Source organism: Flavicella sp. IMCC45668, from assembly GCF_057219105.1.
Genome location: NZ_CM170114.1, coordinates 2,856,360 through 2,875,924, shown reverse-complemented (window position 1 = coordinate 2,875,924; position 19,565 = coordinate 2,856,360). Strand labels below are relative to the sequence as shown.

The 19,565-nt window shown below is 34.0% G+C and carries 12 protein-coding genes; all 12 read right to left on the bottom strand.

Going from position 1 to position 19,565, the window contains the following annotated elements; all coding sequences use genetic code 11:
- Positions 1-105 precede the first annotated feature (105 nt).
- Complete coding sequence (locus AC2DZ0_RS11685) at positions 106-1,779, bottom strand: sulfatase-like hydrolase/transferase (protein WP_484641941.1); 1,674 nt, start codon at positions 1,777-1,779, stop codon at positions 106-108.
- Entirely contained in the window at positions 1,772-3,139 is a 1,368-nt protein-coding gene (locus tag AC2DZ0_RS11680) for a sulfatase family protein (RefSeq protein WP_484641939.1), read from the bottom strand. Before AC2DZ0_RS11680 ends, AC2DZ0_RS11685 begins: the two co-directional genes overlap by 8 nt.
- A gap of 63 nt (positions 3,140-3,202) precedes the next feature.
- Positions 3,203-4,759, bottom strand: coding sequence for a sulfatase family protein (locus AC2DZ0_RS11675; RefSeq protein ID WP_484641938.1), 1,557 nt, complete (start codon positions 4,757-4,759; stop codon positions 3,203-3,205).
- Between the two features lie 22 nt (positions 4,760-4,781).
- On the bottom strand, positions 4,782-6,890 hold the full coding sequence (locus AC2DZ0_RS11670; RefSeq protein ID WP_484641937.1) for a glycosyl hydrolase 115 family protein: 2,109 nt from the start codon (positions 6,888-6,890) through the stop codon (positions 4,782-4,784).
- Positions 6,891-6,936: 46 nt separating this feature from the next.
- Positions 6,937-8,364, bottom strand: coding sequence for an alpha/beta fold hydrolase (locus AC2DZ0_RS11665; RefSeq protein WP_484641935.1), 1,428 nt, complete (start codon positions 8,362-8,364; stop codon positions 6,937-6,939).
- Positions 8,365-8,372: 8 nt separating this feature from the next.
- A complete protein-coding gene (locus tag AC2DZ0_RS11660) occupies positions 8,373-9,632 on the bottom strand; it encodes an SGNH/GDSL hydrolase family protein (protein ID WP_484641933.1) in 1,260 nt (419 codons plus the stop codon).
- 8 nt (positions 9,633-9,640) lie between these two features.
- Positions 9,641-11,251 carry a T9SS type A sorting domain-containing protein gene (locus AC2DZ0_RS11655; RefSeq protein ID WP_484641932.1) on the bottom strand — a complete coding sequence of 537 codons (1,611 nt, stop codon included), beginning with the start codon at positions 11,249-11,251 and terminating at the stop codon, positions 9,641-9,643.
- Between the two features lie 94 nt (positions 11,252-11,345).
- Positions 11,346-13,454: a glycoside hydrolase family 88 protein gene (locus tag AC2DZ0_RS11650; RefSeq protein ID WP_484641930.1), complete on the bottom strand. Its 2,109-nt coding sequence runs from the start codon at positions 13,452-13,454 to the stop codon at positions 11,346-11,348.
- A gap of 5 nt (positions 13,455-13,459) precedes the next feature.
- Complete coding sequence (locus AC2DZ0_RS11645; protein WP_484641929.1) at positions 13,460-15,043, bottom strand: arylsulfatase; 1,584 nt, start codon at positions 15,041-15,043, stop codon at positions 13,460-13,462.
- Between the two features lie 32 nt (positions 15,044-15,075).
- Complete coding sequence (locus AC2DZ0_RS11640; protein ID WP_484641927.1) at positions 15,076-16,500, bottom strand: sulfatase family protein; 1,425 nt, start codon at positions 16,498-16,500, stop codon at positions 15,076-15,078.
- 6 nt (positions 16,501-16,506) lie between these two features.
- A complete protein-coding gene (locus tag AC2DZ0_RS11635; RefSeq protein WP_484641925.1) occupies positions 16,507-18,024 on the bottom strand; it encodes an alpha-L-fucosidase in 1,518 nt (505 codons plus the stop codon).
- Positions 18,025-18,042: 18 nt separating this feature from the next.
- Complete coding sequence (locus tag AC2DZ0_RS11630; protein WP_484641924.1) at positions 18,043-19,563, bottom strand: sulfatase family protein; 1,521 nt, start codon at positions 19,561-19,563, stop codon at positions 18,043-18,045.
- Positions 19,564-19,565 lie beyond the last annotated feature (2 nt).

Below are 19,565 nucleotides of genomic sequence, written 5' to 3'. Positions count from 1 at the left end.
GGTTGTTACTACAAATGTGCAAACCGAATAATTTTAACTCTCATTTTAACCTTAATAACAGAACTTCGTCTCAAAAAAAATAATAAAAATCCACTTCCCTCTTCTCTACACTTTTGACCTGATATTAGAATAACTATATACTTTTGGATTTCCTTTACCTCTGGCTTTTTTAATTTCAACCTTCCAAGCATCTCTCAATTCTTCCAAAATTTTATTATTTCCAGGAGCTTCAATCACGTTGTGAAGTTCATGAGGATCATTTTTTAAATCGTATAATTCCTCGTAAACGGGTTCCTCGCCGTTGATTGGGCCTTCAATAAAATTTCTATAAATAGCGACTTGACTTGCGTGTACTTCATAGAGCATCACCCTTTGAGAAATACCATATTCCTTTGCTAGTTCAACTTTTTTTCTCGAAGAAATATTATTGTTTTTATAGTATCGTATGTATTTCCAGTTTTTCGTTTGAACCGCCTCACATCTAGGGTTTCCAAAGGTGGTAGACCAAAGGTTTTCTGTATATAAATACCCTCTTACTTTAGGATCCTTACCTTTTATAAAACCCGAAATATCTTTTCCCTGCATGGTTTCAGGAATCTGTACACCAGCCAATGCAAGCATTGTTGGTGCAATATCAATCGTCTGCACTAAAGCATTACTTTTAATTCCTTTCTTCTGTTTGGGATTATACATAAACATGGGTACATGTGTTGTTTTTTCATAACACAATGACTTTCCTCCTAAACCTTGTTCCCCCATAAACAAACCATGGTCAGAGGTAAAAATGATGATGGTATTTTTATCAAGTTTTAATTTTTTTAGCTTTTTAAGAAGTTTCCCTACCAATCTATCAACCCCAGTAAGGCACTGTAATTGTCGTATATACCTTTCTCTAAAACCTTCAGGAGTATCTACATAATTATAACCCGCTTGTCGATCATTTGCATGATGAATCTCTGGAGGTAATTTAGGTGTTTTTATGTCGGCTCTTGCAATATAATTTTCAGGTAATGGAATTTCTAAATCTCTATAAAGTGTCCTGTAAATGGCATCATCTGTTGCCTTTTGACGCATGGTACCCGTTGTTGCCCCATGGGGAATATTGAAATTCAAATTCAACAAAAAAGGTTTGTTTTTTGGTCGGCTATCTAAAAAACTAATCGCTCCGTCCAATCGACGTGCATTCGGATCTAAAAATTGATTAACCCCCTCTTCTAAAATTTCTACTTGTGTGTCTGCGATGGCATCCTGAAAAATTTCTCTTTTTTCCTTCGGATAAAAATAAACACCTCCATGACTTGCATACCAAAAATCAAAACTACTTTCTATCAAACCATTTTCATAACCACCTTTGCCTATTGGAGAATGATTTTTCCCAATATAGCCAGTATAATAACCTGATTTACGCATTAAAACTGGATAAGAAAATTCCCATGCTTCATTTGAAACGGTTGTGGCTGAATTAAAATTTACGCCATGTTTACGTTCATATTGACCTAACAGAATAGAAACTCGGCTTGGAGTACAAATAGCACTGCTAACATGCGCATTGGTAAACAGCACACTTTTATTTACCAGTTTATCTATATGTGGTGTTTTTATTATTGTATTTCCTGTACAGCCCATCATTCCATAAGATTGATCATCTGTTAGGATAAAAATAATATTGGGTCTTTTCTCCTGCGATATTCCAAAGTGCATGTAGCTCATCAGGAGTACCCAGACAATTCTTTTGAAAACAATATTCTTCATGGTCATTACTTTTTGTTCTTTAGTCATTTGGATTTACGATATTTTTCCATTCTGGATATAATTTTCTTGTTTTGGCTTTCCTTCCTCCCTTTACAATAGGAGCTGGAGGTGCTTTATCAAGAATTTTTTGCAATTCTTTCTGAGTTCCTTTTAACGATGGATTATTTGTTATTACTTCTAAATTATTTTTTTCATGAATGTCATTTTCGATATCAAAAAAAGCTCCTGTACTGTATAACTTATAGGTTTGATTTCTTACAAATTTTACTCCTTTAAATTTTTCAGGACTTCCCCAATACGGCTGATAATACCAAAAAACCCAATCTCTTGGATTTCCTTGGCTTCCTTTTAATTGCGGTAAAAAACTTCGACCATCAATAGGTTCATTATTTGTTGGTTTATGATGCGCTGCTTCTGATAAAGTACTGTAGAAATCTGTAAAATCAATCAAATCATTACTAACATATCCCTTAGGTGTTTTCCCTTTCCAATAGGCTATCAAAGGGACATGAGTTCCCATATCTACCGTTTTCCCCTTAGCTCCTCTAATATTTTCACCTTTCCATTTAGAAGTAATAGAAGCCGTTCCATTATCTGATGTAAACAAAATTAACGTATGCTCCAGTTGCTCCACCTCCTCAAGTTTTTGTACAATCTTTCCTACCAGCTTGTCTAAATAATTTACCATCGCAACATAATTGACTTTCTTTTGCCCTTCATTCTTAGGGGTTTTATTTGCCTCTTGACCTCTTGTTTGATTTCCAATAGTAGCTGGTGTAGGAACAAAGGGACTATGTACCAAAACCGTAGGGTAATAAACAAAAAAAGGAGTATCCTTATTTTCTTCAATAAAATCGCAGACAAAATCAGACATAATATCTGGACCATATTTCCCTTTATTATCCTCAATTGTCAAAAATTTTCCGTTTTGAAGTAAAGGTGGACTCCAAAAACGTTCACCTCCATTTTCACCTGTTTTTCCTGTTGTCACTTGCCAAAGACAAGACGCATCAAAACCGGCTTTCTGTGGGCGATTTTTATCAGAACAGCCTTCTGCCTTATGATACAAACCATTCAACTGCCATTTTCCTGCAATAGCAGTTTTATATCCTGCTTCTTTCATTAAATGTCCAAACGTTTTTTCATTAGGATCCAAATATCCAAAATGAGTGTAATTTCTAAAATTGTACTTCCCAGTCATTATTTTTACTCGAGAGGGAGTACAGATAGGCATAGAATAACAGTGGTTAAATTTCATTCCTTTTGCTGCCAACGCATCTATATTAGGAGTTTTATAGTCTTCGGCTCCGTATGCTCCAAAACAATTCCAACTAACATCATCCGCCATTATCAAAACAATATTTGGCTTTTTTTGCGCGAAATTCATCAAAGATAAAAAGCTTAGAAAAAAAAATAAAACAGATTTCATTACATGTTTCATACAGCAATATTAAAGTTTATGATTCCCTGTAAAATGGCCCTCGCTGATATTTTTTTTGTATTTATTAAAAAGCTCGTTCACCTTATTTTTATATTTAGGATTGTTGATGTAATTTTTTGCTTCGTCTTCAGTAATATTATCATTCAAATTAAATAATGCAATGGGTTCACTATCATCAAAAGCCATTGTTTTTTTATTTACTTGAATGATCAATTTCCAACCTCTATCATTTATAACAAATTCCTTTTTTGCTCCCCCTTGAATTAATAATACATCACGTGTTTTTGCCTTTTTACTTTCTTTAAAAAGCGGAAGTAAGTTATGAGAATCTTGAGCTACTTTTTTGTTTAGCTTTTGTTTTGTAATACCCGCCAGTGTTGCTAAAACGTCTAGTCCTATGATCGGTCTATCTGATATTATCTCCTTATTAATTTTGTTTGGCCAAACTGCTATAAACGGTACACGATGTCCACCTTCATAAGGCGTGTTTTTTGATCCTCTGTAAATATCACTAACCTTATGCCCTGATTTAGCGGTATTTTTATCTACTTGCAAACCTCCATTATCAGAAGTAAAAATAATGACTGTGTTTTGATAAACACCTTGTTTTTTTAACTCTGAAACTAACATTCCTACCTGCTGATCCAGCTCCTTAATCATATCCATATGCTTGGAAGGTGTGGTTCCTTTTATTTTTACTCCATTAATCTCAACCGGAGGAGCATGAGGCGTATGCACTGCCTGAGAACAATAGTACATAAAAAACGGATCTTTTTTATGAGAATTCTCAGCGATATAAGCTACCGCTTTACTTGCTAAGAGTGGGCCTATTTCACTAGGATTCCAATTGGAGTCACCCCATCCTGGTTTGTTAAAATGATCCGTTCCTAAACCATCCATATATTCTTTATCAATCACTTTGATATGGGAATCTTTTTTCAGTTTAAACCAATGATCGTTTTCGTAAATAGCATAAGGAACATTTTGAATTCCTGCTGGAAGCACAAAATTATAATCAAATCCTAATTGTTTTGGTCCGTAAAGAATTTTTGTAATATCTATGGGCAGTCTAGGATTACTTTTTTCTCTTTTTTTAGTGTCAAAAATTTCATTCGGATTTTTTGTTCCACCAAAAGCAGTTCCAATATGCCATTTCCCCAAAAAGGCTGTATTATAATTTGCTTGTTTCATTAACCTTCCCAAAGTCATTTGATCCTCTTTAATTACTGATTTTGTAACTCCAGACCATACCCCCCAAGGAAGTTGACTTCTATAGCAATAATTCCCTGTCATTATAGAATACCTAGAAGTAGCACAAAGTGCTGCAGGAGAATGCGCATTTGTGAAATACATTCCTTCTTTTGCTAGATTATCAATATTTGGAGTCTCCAGAATAATATTGTCGCTATGCAATTTCCTATAATGAGAAATATCTCCAGTCCCAATGTCATCCGCTAAAATCACTATTACATTTGGCTTGTTGCTTTTCTGCGCACAAACCTCCGTACTAAAAAAAGCTAAGAAAGTGATTGCTGCAATAATCGATTTCATTTTATTTGTATTCATATATTTATTTTTTCTAAATTGTTTACTTTGCATTTTTCATGTAAATAAGTTCCTTTTGATATTCACTTTCAAAGAAGGGTTGATATTTATGCTGAATACCAGGTGTTTTACTATTTCTGTTTTTATATTCCAAATTGAAATATTTGAGATCTTTTATATGGACTAAGTAGTTTTCTAGCACCAGTTCGATTCGAAAAGTTAAAGCCGTTTCATCCCAACGATACCAATTTTTAAATTTTCCAGAACCATTTTGTTCTATTTTTGCTTCAATTTCATTGGCTTTTTTGGCATGTTCTAGAGCGGCATAAGCTCTCAATTGACTTTTATGATAATCTTTTTTTAAGTAGTAATCTAAAGACTCCGTAAAATCAGAAACCATACCTGTTAAATGAAACATTTTTTCAGTAGGCAAAGCCATATCAATAGTATAAAAATTTAAGGCACTACCTGATAATTCGCTTTTAGCTTCTAGAGCGTGTTGTACTGAAATTTCCCATTTTGATTCAGCAGAACGGTATATTTTAGTATAGGCATTTAGAAGAAAATTCATTTTAGATTGAAAATCTTTTTGTTTTAAAAACTGCTCTTTACCATTTCCAGGAAATTCTTTTTTGACAAATTTATTATTGAATTCTTTCTGGTAAGCCATGTTCAATAATTGTTCTACATAATAAAAAAACCATTCATCTCCTGGCTTACGATTCGGGTTCCCCAAATGAAACTGATTTGTAAAAAAATCTTTATAACTCTGAATTACAGCAGGTGAATCTGTATGATACTTGTTATTAACATACCAATCGAAATAATAGGTACCTGTGGTGTATTTTTTATAACTATCAAAATCATTCATATAATTTACCATTTGTTGAATGCCAAATATTTTTTCTTTAAAGTTCCCCACATTAAGCACAATCATATCTGTAAGCCCATGACTTATGGCTTTGTCCATTTCTCGATGTAACATATCAGGGTGAATGGTATTGATGCGCAAATGTGTTTTACGGTTATGGTAAGAAACATGTTGATAAACCCCTTTACCTAGTTCCGTTTTTTTTGTAGATTCCCAAGTTCCTTTAGGAAACTCACCATAGCCTTGATCCGAATATAGAATCATTGTCTGGGAAGGAAATTTCAACAAACCTTCTCGGTACATTCCTCCCAGTTCACTCCATAAATATCCACATACCAACGGTTCTTTGTTACCGATAATTTCCTTAATTAAATTGTATTGGGTTTGAATCACCTCATTTACAATTTTGGCCTTATCGGTGAGTGGGCTATCATGAGAAACATTCGGATCGTCATTCCAAAATGGACCATCTAAGTGTCCTCTAAAATTTAAAGTCCAAATTACGTTTTTTCCTTTTTGTCTTTCTATCGCATCTCTCCAGAATTTCACAAAATGTTCCTTGTGCGTAGTCCAAGAATAGGGAATGTTTTTGGGCCAATACAAAGGCACACTTCCTACCGGTTCTGCATGATGTTGGGCGATGTATAAACCCATATCCGATGCCAGTTTTAGGTGAGGTTCATCCGACAGTACCAAAGTTGAAGGGATTACACCTGTCATTTTAAGACGCAACATGGTTTCAAAAAGGTGCTCCATAAACTCAAGGTTAAAACCATATTCTAGTTTTTCCATTTGAAACCCTACAATCAAATCTTCATCATTAACAAAAAACACACGGTGCTTGAAAGTATAAGGTTTTGAAGTTATCGTACCTGTATTCACTTTAATAAAATGAACAGGTTGTGGAACAATATCAGTGAAATAAACAAACGGATCTATTCCAAGATAGTCTTCTGAAAAAGTATAAATTCCATGTAGCAAACCTAATTCATCAGAACCTGTAAAAATTATTTCACCACTTTTTATTTCAATTTTGTATTTATCAAATACATCCCAATTCTCATCAATCTTAAAAAAAATATCAATCGTTTTTTCTTGTGATTTCGTAGTTCCAAATTTTCGTTGAAAATCTTTCTTTAATGCTTTCTGTGCATATGAAACAGCAATCGATTTTGTAGTGTCATGAATACAAATATTGTTATATAATTTAATGTTTTTTGCACCTAAAGTAGTTGCAAAAAATAATATAATTAAGAATTGAAATTTTATTTTATTCTTCATAATATTTTGTTTTCATCTATTACTTTTTCTCATTAAAAATTTAACTTTAGTCTTTTCCAAGAAAGTCTTCAACTCCAGGCACCCAAGTACGATTGTATTTTTTTACAGTTCTATAATTAAAATATTCAGCCTTGCTATCTGGGGCGAGTGATTTTGCCAATTTATTCATGGCTTTAGGTTGGGTACTTGGCCACTCACCAGTTTCAATACGTTTTACCATTGTATCAATAGCAGCCAACCATTCACCAACGGAAAAAGCACAATGCCCCCATCTATTAACATAAGCAGTTCTAAGCAATTCTGAATAGCCTTTTTTTGCCACCAAGTCTTCATAACCTTTTACCATTGATGGGTAAACCAAACCGTCACCGCAAGTACTCATACGTAAAAATGGAATTTTCGGTTCACCCACGTGCGTTCTACCAGGTTTGCTCCACCATTTTTTTGCCGAAGCATCGGCTTTTATTCGTGGAAATGCATTTATTTTATCTATATCTGATTTTAAATTTGCACCTGCCTGATTATAAAGATTTTCAACCGCTTTTTTGTACAAATCATTTCCATTATTATAAAATAAATGATAATCAACGCTTGTATTGAATTTTATCTGCCCGGGAGCCGCCAATTCTATCATTGTAGTCCCAAAAGTTCCACGGCTAGGTAGTAAACCTAATAAACTTTTGTACATACTAAATTGTAAATCTTCTGTGTTTTTTAAGTCAGGATTGGGTACGGGTGCTTTTCCCTTTCCTCCCCAAGCAGGCCATTGACCTATTGTTATAGCCAAAGCAATTCTTGCTCTCCCTTCAGGCGTCTTTTGAGCTTCTTCAACTACTTTTTTCCATGCTAAAGTTATCCGTTCCGTTTCTTTTCCTCTAAGGGGTAAATTAACAAGAGGCAACTCTGGAGCTAACAAAGCTTTTAAAACAAATAAAGCATCTAAATGAGTATTTGCCATCCATGGACTTGTTGCTCCGCATAATGCAATAGCTCCATCAATTCTATCTGCATGTATTTCAGCCATTGCAATTGTTACAGTTCCTCCTCCTGAACAACCAATTTGAATGGTCTTCGCTGGTTTTCCAAAACGAGCTTCAAATATGTCCAAGACTGAAATTAAATCGTGAATTTCATGAGCTGGATCATAAGCTTTCATTCGGCCAGGACGTCTTTTAGTACCTGACAATGCATAACCCATTTCTAACAATTTAACATTACGTGGGGAATTGGCAGATTTATAATAATCCAAATCGTTTAATAGGGTTCCATTCCAATTTTCCGGGACACGGATTCTATATAATGTTCCTCGAATCGGGATAGAATCTTTTAATTCTACATATACACCTTCTTTATATTCTTTAAAATCCACTTCTAAATCAGGCATATGCCAAGTCTCTTCCTTTTCTTGTGAAAAGGATTGAAAACTCATTGTTAAGAGTAATATTAAGACAGCTAGGTGAATCTTTTTTTTCATATTAATTATTATTCTTTAACCACTAAAAATTGCCCTACTTGAAATACTTTACCTTTCTCAAGTTTCACAAGCTTTATGGTTGTTGTATGCGAACCAGATGCAACTTCATCTAAAAAAATATATTTTTTTTGAGTTTTACCATTGCGTGATTTTAAATCGAAAAGTTTTGGTTTTGCACCATCTGTTGAAATTTCCAATTGAATAGCACCTTTGGCTTCTAGAATTGCAGTAAGTCCAAGTATAAAACCCTCCCACTTTAGGGTGAAACTTTCACCAATTACTTCGGTTTTTTTAGCTTTTTCAAACAACGTTTTATAGCCTCCGTTTTTATCTGTCAAATTATCATTGATATGAATATCAGTCCCTAAATCCACTTTTTCCCATTTGGATGAAAATTTAGCTTTGGAAACTGGAACTAAAGAAGCATTCGAAAAAATGTTTTTTTGAAAAGGCTTAGGAATGGCGTTTAGTCCAGGAGTTCCGTGGTTTTCAATTTTTTTCATAGAACGAACCAAGACATCTCTATAAATATCATGACCTGCTTCTAATGGATGGGTTCCATCTTTACTAAAGAGTATTTTCCCATTTATCGGACTGTCTCCTTTTTGAAAAACAAGTTTATCTTCGCTTAGCAACTTTACAACTTCCAAACCAAATTCAATGGAAGTTATTCCGTAATGATTGGCAACAGGCTCCATATTTTTTCCTGCATTCGTTTGGTTCCCCTTCTGAATATCTGCAATCATACCTTTAGAAATGGTATAAACAATGCAGATTTCAGTGTTTGGATTGCTTTTCCATATTTGCGGTATTAATCCTTCCAAAGCTCTTCCGTTAAAAGCCCCACCATTGTTTACACGGTATTCAATAAATACCATATCTGGATTGTGAACTAACAAATGCTTGTTAATTCTACAAGCCCCATAATCCGGTCCTGTACCTCCAATTGCGGCATTTACCTGCGTAATATTGGCTTTTGGATATTCGCTCTTAAACCATTCTAATGATTTTGTTCTCCATAAACCACCGTTGGTGATACTTCCTCCTATATAACCAATTTTAACATCTTCACCTGCTTTTAATTTTTGAAAGAAATTGGGTAAACCATCTCGTACCCTCAACTCTTCAGTTTTGGTTGGATCAAAATTATAGTGTTTAGATTCTTTTAATTCCTGAGCCATCACTAAACCTAAATTGCTTAGCATTAAAATTAGCAATGAGGTTATTATTTTTATTTGAGTTTTTCTAAAATATTCTCTTTTCTCCATAGTATAATCTAATTCTCAATGATTAACTTTTTTGTTGTTTGCACACCATTTTCAAGTTGAATATTGATTACATACAAACCAGCGTTCAAATAATCTATGTTCAAAATATTTTCGCTTACTTCCTTTTTTTGGTAAGTTTTTAAAATACTCCCAGACAAATTTGAAATGTTAACTTTTTCAATATCCACAGGTGTTATAAAAGTTAAAATTCCCTTAGTTGGATTAGGGTAAATAGATAATTTCTGCTCCTTGATTTCATTTTCAGGAGTATCAAGCTTTACTTCAATCTCAATAGGTTTTTCCTCCCTAATTGGAGGTAAATCAAAATACACATCCTTTATCTCAATATTGGAAGCAACAATATTTTGACCTGCTTTAATTAAAACATCTCCCGTTCCTTGATCATTCCCTCCAAAATGAATTTTAATAGTATTCTCATCTCCTCCAATAAAATTATTTAAAGCTACAGTACCATCTTTTTTGGTACCAATTTGTATATTCTCTCCTTCATGAACACTTACATAATGACTCACTTTAGTGGAAGAGTTAAATGTATTTCCCGCAACATAAATATTTCTTGGTCCATAGGCGTGCACATCTCGTTTACAATCTTTATTAATATTTCCTTGTTTTGCACAGCTAGTATTTGCTCTACGTTCATTACTTCCGTAAACATTGTAAGTCCAAGTGGCATAAGTATTACTTGGTTGTTGCTGTGTTACTCGTTTGTGACCTTCAGTACCGTTCACATGAATATACATATATTTTTGCTCTACGGTATCGTCCATATAAAAGCTATTGTCGTAGATTTCTATATTATGAGTAAATTGCTCCATATGGATAGGTTGGCACCCTCCACCAGCATCGTCAGTCATACCATAAAAAATGTTATTTTGTATGACAACATCTTTACTTTGCACCATGGCGATATGAAACTGTTTGCTTTTTTCAAAAATACAGTTGGTTATTTCTGTCCCACTCAAACTGGTACTTTCGGTATATCTTCTTCCGATTCCATCACCTGGATCTTCTCTGTCATTTCCGTTGTCTGAAGAGATAGCTGTTTCATAGCCTTCGTGAAAAATACATTCGTCTACAATCACTTTATCTACGGTTACAATTACTTCCCCATTTCGTTTGTTTGTATTGCGATTAAAAATTTGGAGACACATTAAGTTGATACTACTAAATTCACATTTGATAAGCTTTAATCCATCCGTTGGATAGGCATTGATTCCTCCAATTCCCATCCATTTTGAGTTGGTAAACAAAACCTCTTCAAAATGATGCCCTTTACTTTTGTTAAATCTAAAAATTGGATTTCCCCATGTTTTTTGATTCATCCCTCCGTCCAAGGTAAGTTTGCTAATTTTTGAATTATTCCCTTTAGCATCAATAAGTGCGTTTTTTACTGCCGCTAAACGAAGAATAGTTTGCTCATTACCACTGCCTTCTAAAATTAAATTGTCATTTTCTAAACTAATAGTTGATGTGAAATTATAAATCCCAGATGGAAAGAAAATTTTTGTGGTGACACCATCTTTCATCCAATTAATAATCTGACTGATATTGTTTGCATCAGCGGTTCTAGTCTCAGCATTGATATTGGAAATTATCATAAACAGCACTATTATCTGAACTATGTTTTTTATTTTAGAAGTAGTCATTATTATAATTTGGTTCATATTTGGGTTTGTGCACTAACTCGTTATTCTAGTTCCACTTTAATATTTCATTCATTTCTAGAAAAAAGAACAATGCCCAGTCTTGATCATTGGCAAATTCATCGTAAAACTCAGCTTTTACACCGTTCACTTTTTCTGGATAGATATAAGCAGCAGCTCCTGTTCCATTATTTCTAATATTACATAGGTTGTTTTCTAAACATATTTTTCCTCTTCGTAGATATTCTTCGTTTCCTGTAGCCACGTAATACTGAATGTAGGCTCTTCCTGTTAATGCCGACCAATAGTGAGGCATGGTATCTCCCCATGATTGTCTTTTCCCAAACCAATATCCATCCCAATGACGAATACCTATTTCGTTCAAATGATAGTCAGGTTGTTGTCCGTTAAACGCTTCTAATATTTTAAGATGTTTTTCGCCTTCATCTAAATAATGTTTGTCTTTTGTAATATGATAAAGTTCTAAGTAGAAATTAACTGCGGGTGATACTATTGATTGCTCAAAAACCACTTCATGACTTGGATAATTAATTCCATTTTTATCATACTCCTTAGCTACCATTTTATAATCATTCAAAAGAATTTCAGCTTCGTCATTAAACCCTGCTTCTCTTAAATAATCGATACTTTTTTTAATAGGCACACATATAGCATAAAAATCATAGCCAAATTCTTGATACCATTTTCTCATGGTATGATAACAATCTTCGATATAAATTGGATTTTTAGTTTGCTTATATAACTCCGCATAAAAAGCCGCTACCCATGGATAATTATACCCTCTATGACGTTTTGTATGATCAACTGTGGAATATACTTTGTATTCTGGTGTTTGTAATTTAAAGCGTACAAATTGATAATATTCTTCTAAAGACTCCTTATATTTCTTTTTTGAATTAGGAAATTGTTGTAACCAATTTGCAATAGCCACCCCCATTCCTAAACGTTCTGCTCCTTCATCGTGGTCAACCTTAAAAGGTATATTTTGATATATCTCATTTTCTTCATTATCATATACCATGTAAGCACCATAACGTGAATCAGATTTATCTTTCATTTGTTGCTTATCGATGATAAAATCGACTCTTTTTTTCAATAACTTTTTTGTGGGAAGTGAGAAATATAGATTGATTACGGTTTTTTTGCCATTATAATTTAGGGTTACAACTTTGTCTCCTATTTTTTTTGCTTTGAATTCGGCAGTAATTAGATTGTCCGTCTGCTTAAATTTAATGGGTGTTCCTTCAACAGTGCAACTCACATTTTCTAACTTTTTGTGCGACTTAAATCTTAGTTTTACAATTTCACCCAATGGAATAAAATATTTATCTGCCTCTGCAATAACAGTTCCATTAGCCATAGCTTTCTGATAAAAATCTTCATATCCATTATGCCAAAACACTTTCCATGTTACCCCATAGGAATCATGAGGCTTCACTGTAGCTGGTGCAACTTTTAATGCAATTCCGCCACGCAGATTAGAGCCTGCAACTTTTCTTGGCATGGTACTCGTATTAACTAGTTCGTAATGACGGATACTTCCATCAGTAACCACCAGTCCTAAATGAGGGGCTTCTGTTCCCATCCTAATGGCATTTAGATAAGAGGAATTATATCCTCCAGCCCAAATATGGACGTTACAACGGCTTGTCATACAAACTTCCGCGCCCCCAGCATACCAATCTTTTAACGGTGTGTAAATCCCCATATCAACAACTTTTAAATCGCTTGAACCGGTATTTTCAATTTTAAAATTCTCTATAAGTTCTCCTTGATTATTGAATGATCTTGTGATAATCATATTAAAATATGGAAAATTATAGGTATAGACAGTCTTCCCATCTTTTTCTGAAATATCAGATACTGAGTTCCATTTAAAAGTCTCCTTTTTGCCTTCCAGGTCAACAGTAACAAACCCCAATCCCCAACCAAATTCAGAAGTAAACCATTCTAGTTCACTTCCATCAGTGGTAAAAATCCAATTCATATTATACTTATCATTCTTATTCATAATTTTCTGAATCCCTCCAGTTTGCATGTCTGTATGAATAATAAAATCTGTTTTTTGAGCAATTACAGTAGCTGTAAGTATCAAAAATGTAAAAACGATATATAAAAATTTTAGGTTATTTTTCATTAGATTTATTTTTTCCTGGTTACGTTCACTCGGCTAGCCCATTCCTTCCAAACACTTATCATTTTGTTCATTTTTTCTGGGTATTTCATTGACAAGTTATGTTTTTCAGTAGGGTCTTTTTCTAAATTAAAAAGCTCCCATTTTTTATCCCCCTTATCTTTTGACCATGCAATTTTCCATGCTCCTTTTCTATATGCTTTGTTAGAACCATGTTCCACAAACCACTCATCACGATTCAATTTTTTATTTTGTAGTAAAGGCATTAGACTGAGCCCCTCTAAAGGAATTATTTTATTATTCTTATAAAACAACGGATAATCTGTTTCTGACAGCTCTAAAATTGTAGGCATAATGTCAATAACACTAGCCAATTGGTTTTGTATGATATTTCCTTTTTTTATTTCTTTAGGCCAATGAAATATAAAAGGAGTTGAAACCCCACCCTCATGACCAGACTTTTTAAATTTTCGATATGGGGTATTGCTTAAATTTGCCCATGCAGGACCGTAACTCATATAGCTAGTTGCGGGTCCTGGTGTAATGTTTGCAACGTTGCCAGCTTCAACCTTAAAACCTTCTTTTGTACGAGTCACTTCCTTTTCACTCACCCAATTTTCAACTCCTTGCAATGTTTCTGCGCAACCACCATTGTCAGATAAAAACATAACCACCGTATTATCCAATACATTAGCAGATTTTAATTGATCCATAATTCTCCCTATTCCTTGATCCATATTATCTATTTGCGCAGCATAGGTCTGCATTCGTTGCAATTCCCAAGTTTTATTTTCTATTGACTCCCAAGGTTTTGACCGAAAATCCCGAGCACTTAATTGAGTATTTTTAGGAACAATCCCCATTTTCTTCATTCTCCTTAAACGTTCTTCTCTCAATACATCCCACCCTTTGTCAAATACACCTTTATATTTTGCAATATCTTTTTGTTTTGCATGTAAGGGCCAATGGGGAGCTGTATAGGCTACATAGCAAAAAAAAGGAGCATCCGAGTTCTTTTTCATGTGGGTATCAATAAAGGCTACCGTTCTATCTGATATTGCATCTGTGTAATAAAATTCTTCTTCTTTTTCTACATGAATTGGCGTATTATTTCTTGTTAAAGTATAGGGGTCAAAGTAACTACCAGCCCCGTTAATCGTACCATAAAATTTATCAAACCCTCTTTGTATTGGCCAATTATGGGTATCATTTATCGTATGAGAATCTGCTACATGCCATTTACCCGTCATATAAGTTGCGTAACCATTCGTTTTCAAAGCTTCAGCAAGTGTAACTGCTGCCTTGCTTAGATCTCCGTAACCATTGCCTACCATTCCTCCAACACCCGCTTGATGAGGGTACAAACCTGTTAACAAGGCTGCTCGAGTGGGGCAACATCTAGTATTATTTTTAAATTGTGTAAAACGAATACCTTTTTGGGCCAACTGATCTAAATTTGGTGTTTTTATTTCTCCCCCATAACAACCGATATCAGAATACCCCATATCATCGGCCATTATTAAAATAATATTTGGCCTGTTTTGCCCATAAGTACAGGCACCTATAGCAAACACAATTAGCAAAAAAATCATCTTATATTTCATAGATAGCAAGGAGTAAAGTTTTATTTGTTTAAATCCTTTTCTATTTGAATATCAAATTCATTCATTTTTGCAATCAACTCTTGAGCTTTAGCTGGATATACATCAATAAGATTCTCTTTTTCTGAAATCTGTTTCTTTAGGTTATAAAGCTTTGGTATTTTATCATCCTCACTTAATTTCCGCCATGAAGATTTTCTATAACCATTAATCACATATTTCCAATCTCCAACTCTTACGCCATCAATTTTTGTTGAATTTGATCCATAAAAAAACATTTCGTTACGAGGGGAAACTTTTGACTTTCCTTTTAAAAAATTAGAAATATCATATCCATCAAAAACTCTATCCTTTGGAACCGAAACTCCTGCATAACTTGCAATCGTAGGAAAAACATCTAAAGAAGAAGTTATTTGGTCACTAACCCATCCTGATTTGACATTCTTTGGCCCCCAAAATATAGCTGGAACTCTTTGTCCACCTTCATAGGTATCAAACTTTCTTCCTTTCAAAGGTTTTGCAGAACCATGACTATTCGGACCGTTATCTGAAGTAAACACTACAATAGTATTTTCATCCAAACCATTGTCTCGTATTGCCTTCATTACTTCTCCAACACTCCAATCTATTTCTTGAAGAGCATCATAGTACGGAGTGGTACCACTAGATCCTTTAAACCTATCCCCCACAAAAATTGGCACATGAGGAAAAGAATGGGCTAAATATAAAAAGAAGGGTTTTTCTTTATTTTTTCCAATAAATGAAACAGCCTCTTTTGTATATCTCTCAGTCAAGGTACTTTGATTTGTTGGGTATTCTATTATTTGATTTCCACGCATAAGAGGTGGTTTGTCTTTTAAAATCTTTTTAGCTTCTTTTCCTGAAGCAGCATCCACCAACTTCATATCTGAGTGCATTTTTTCTAATGTATAATCATCATTTAACACAATGTTCGGAGAAACATCAATGCCAGCCGCGATAGACATATTATTGCTATAAGGTATACCAAAGTAGGAGTCAAATCCCTGATTTAATGGAAGGTATTTTTTATCATGTCCCAAATGCCATTTTCCAACTAAGGCTGTATTGTAGTTCTTCTGTTTCAGTAATTCTGCAATGGTAATTTCTTTCGGATCCAATCCTTTTTGGTTTTTCCTTGGAAACAAAACACCCGGAACTCCAACTCGTTTTGGCATTCTTCCTGTTAGTAATGCCGCTCTCGACGGTGAACACACGGATGAGGCCACATAAAAACTAGTTAATTTTACCCCTTCTCTCGCCAATTGATCAATATTAGGGGTTTTAAGTTTTTTGGATCCAAAACAACCTAAATCTTCATACCCCTGATCGTCAGTAAAAATGACGATGAAATTTGGTTGTTTTTGCGCATTCATGGACTTTAATCCAATAACAAAGCAAAAAATGAAAATTCCGATTCTATATTTCATAATAAATTATTTCAATTTTATTTTGTAAACAATTGCAGCATCTCCTTCAGAAGGCTTCTTTTTTGGAGAAGTAACCACCAATCCTTTTGAAGTTTTTTTCCACTTAATTCTTTCTTTTGAGCCTAATACAACTATCGATTTTATTTTTAAATCCTTAGCTTTTCCGCCAAACGTTTTTAATGTGATTTCCTTTTTAGAACCTGGCCACCCTAATTGAATTGCATAAACATTTTTACCATTTTTAGTATATCGAACATCTTCACTATTTAAATTATTCAAACCTGCTTTTATAGAACCATAAGCGTTCCAATTGTCATTTGGATTTCTTTTTAACTCCGTTGGTCCTTGTCCAAATTCAACAAAAGGTCTTGTGTTGTATATAGATTCTCCATATAATTTTAACCAAGCACCAATTCCTTCCATTGCTTTTGCTTGTTCCGCAGGAATTACACCTTCTGCCATAGGAGCAGCAGCAAGTATCATTACTCCATTTTTACTAACAACTTCAGCAAGTATTCGAATGGCTTTATTCGGATTTATTGCTGTACGTTTATCTTTATTATATCCCCAAGAACTTCCTAATTGAAAATCTGTTACCCAAACAAAAGGTGTGATATCTTCCATAGTTGCTCTCTCAACATTAACAACTGCGACATCGGTAGGAAAAAAATCACCTTTTGTATTAACAACAACCTCTTTATTCAACTCTTGAGCTTTGTTAAAATAATTGGCTAAAAATTGTTGACGATGCGCTTCTTGAATGTACCCTTGGGCAAAATCCATCCATATATAATCTGGACAATATTCATTTATTACTTCATCTAATTTCCCTAACCAAATATCACACTCCTCTTGATAAGACATGGTACCATAAAGTGCACGATATTTAGGGTCTTGTGGAACTTCTGGATTTTTATAAACCGCATTGTGCTCACTTAAGGGTCTGAGTGCACTGTTTTCTTTTTTAGGGAAAAACATCATATGAAAACCGTGATGAAAGGTTGTCATAAATTTTAAATCACGCTTTTTTACCTCCTGTGAAATTTGTTTTACAACATCTATTCTAGGACCTTTGTCAAATGAATTCCAAGGGTTCACCTCACTTTCCCATAAAGAAAACCCATCATGGTGTTCTGCTATAGTTCCAATAAATTTAGCTCCCATATTTTCAAACATATCCACCCAACGTTTTGCTGAAAAATTTTCTGCTTTCCATTGGGGTATAAAATCATGATAATGAATATCTCTTCCATAAATTTTTGTATGGTAATCGTAAATATCTTTTCCCCAGGTTTTTCTGCGGTCTTTTTCATACATAAATCTACCATACCATTCATTTCCATTTGCTGGAACATTATAAACTCCCCAATGAAAATATACTCCTAGTTTTGCATCAGCAAACCATTCTGGAGTTACTTTATGCTTTTTTAAGCTCTCCCATTCTGGCTTAAATTCTTTTTGTCCTCTTGCAATTGTTACCATAGTTAATGCGGCTACCAAAAGCATGTTTGTTTTAAATTTCATATTCTTTATTTAATATTTTTAATTGCTGTTTCTTTTACCGATCGGTTTCAAGTGTTTTTTTTCTAAACCTTTGAAGAAATACGGATAATCATCCCAAGGTGATTTGCCTATCATTCTCGGGTCATTTGTATTAGTTAAATATTCAAAAAGCTCAGATTTTAAGTCATTACATAAATTTTTATAATCCTCATCATAAGCAAGATTCTTTAAATTAAAAGGATCCTTTTTAATATCATATAATTCATATTTAGGACGTTTTTTTACCGCCAAATCAAAATAATAACGTACTTCCGAATCTTCTTGGTGATCTATCAAATATTTTCTCGTTGGGCCCGAATCAATATCGCCATAATAGCCTTGATGTACCGAATTAAATGTTGCATCTCCAGCAGGAAACCTATCCGACTCAAAATTTATAATATACAACCAATCGCCTTTTCTTATGGTACGAATAGGGTAGCCTAACCCTTCTGGTCTACAGTAAGCATGTCGTTCTAAACCTGTAAATACTTTATTTCGATTAGGATCTACTTGTCCGCTTTTTCCGGATAGCAAAACATCCAAAAAACTTTTTCCTGTTGTTCCTTTAGGAATATCCAACCCTACCGCTTCTAATAAAGTTGGAGCAAAATCAATAAAACTTATAAAATCATCAACTTTTGTAGCTCCTTTAATTTTGTTTCCCCAACAAATCGCCAAAGGCATATGAGTACCGTATTCATAACAACTAGCTTTTGCTCTTGGAAATGGCATTCCATTATCCGCTGTTACTATAATTATTGTATTTTCTAATTCTCCAGAATTTTCAAGCGCCTTAATCATTCTTCCCAAATGAGTATCAAACCATTGTACTTCATAAAAATAATCTGCCATATCACTCCTTACGATCTCTGTATCTGGTAAAAATCCGGGAACTTTTATTTTAGAGATATCTATTCCGGATTTAAGGCCAATGCCAGGGGAATACTTTCTGTGAGCTTCATGAGAACCATACCAAAAAAAGAAAGGCGTATCCTTTTCTCTTTGTGACAAAAACTGTTCAAAATTACCTGCATAATCTTTACTAGACACATATTTAGGCGCTTTGTATTTTACCGTATTAAATTCTTTTGCTAAAGGCTCTGTCTGATAAGGTGCCTTTTTGTTTGCAGGCATATATCCTTTCCCGCTGTATCCTGCCGTGTACCCATTATTCTTTAATAAAGTTGTAAAGGTTTGATATTCTTTTTTTAGCCCTCCAAAAAGCAAACCTCCTTCTTCTAATTCCCAAATATTCTTTCCTGTTAAAATAGAAGCTCTTGATGGAGCACAAGATGAGGCATTGCAATAGGCGTTGTTAAATAAAACACCACTCTTTGCAACTCTATCAAAATTAGGTGTTTGAATTTCTGAGGTTCCATTTATCGAAGTATGTATAAAACTTACATCATCAGCAATACAAAATAGAATATTGGGTTTTTTAGCAACCTTTTTAGATTGGCAACTAGTGCTTAGTACCATAAGGCTTAATAAAAATAAAATGATGTTACTATTATTCATTT

What these genes read in the sequence shown, in the direction of transcription:
- AC2DZ0_RS11685 (WP_484641941.1), bottom strand. Translation starts at nt 1,779, where the DNA reads ATGACTAAAGAACAAAAAGTAATGACCATGAAGAATATTGTTTTCAAA.
- AC2DZ0_RS11680 (WP_484641939.1), bottom strand. Translation starts at nt 3,139, where the DNA reads ATGAATTTCGCGCAAAAAAAGCCAAATATTGTTTTGATAATGGCGGAT.
- AC2DZ0_RS11675 (WP_484641938.1), bottom strand. Translation starts at nt 4,759, where the DNA reads ATGAATACAAATAAAATGAAATCGATTATTGCAGCAATCACTTTCTTA.
- AC2DZ0_RS11670 (WP_484641937.1), bottom strand. Translation starts at nt 6,890, where the DNA reads ATGAAGAATAAAATAAAATTTCAATTCTTAATTATATTATTTTTTGCA.
- AC2DZ0_RS11665 (WP_484641935.1), bottom strand. Translation starts at nt 8,364, where the DNA reads ATGAAAAAAAAGATTCACCTAGCTGTCTTAATATTACTCTTAACAATG.
- AC2DZ0_RS11660 (WP_484641933.1), bottom strand. Translation starts at nt 9,632, where the DNA reads ATGGAGAAAAGAGAATATTTTAGAAAAACTCAAATAAAAATAATAACC.
- AC2DZ0_RS11655 (WP_484641932.1), bottom strand. Translation starts at nt 11,251, where the DNA reads ATGATAATTTCCAATATCAATGCTGAGACTAGAACCGCTGATGCAAAC.
- AC2DZ0_RS11650 (WP_484641930.1), bottom strand. Translation starts at nt 13,454, where the DNA reads ATGAAAAATAACCTAAAATTTTTATATATCGTTTTTACATTTTTGATA.
- AC2DZ0_RS11645 (WP_484641929.1), bottom strand. Translation starts at nt 15,043, where the DNA reads ATGATTTTTTTGCTAATTGTGTTTGCTATAGGTGCCTGTACTTATGGG.
- AC2DZ0_RS11640 (WP_484641927.1), bottom strand. Translation starts at nt 16,500, where the DNA reads ATGAAATATAGAATCGGAATTTTCATTTTTTGCTTTGTTATTGGATTA.
- AC2DZ0_RS11635 (WP_484641925.1), bottom strand. Translation starts at nt 18,024, where the DNA reads ATGAAATTTAAAACAAACATGCTTTTGGTAGCCGCATTAACTATGGTA.
- AC2DZ0_RS11630 (WP_484641924.1), bottom strand. Translation starts at nt 19,563, where the DNA reads ATGAATAATAGTAACATCATTTTATTTTTATTAAGCCTTATGGTACTA.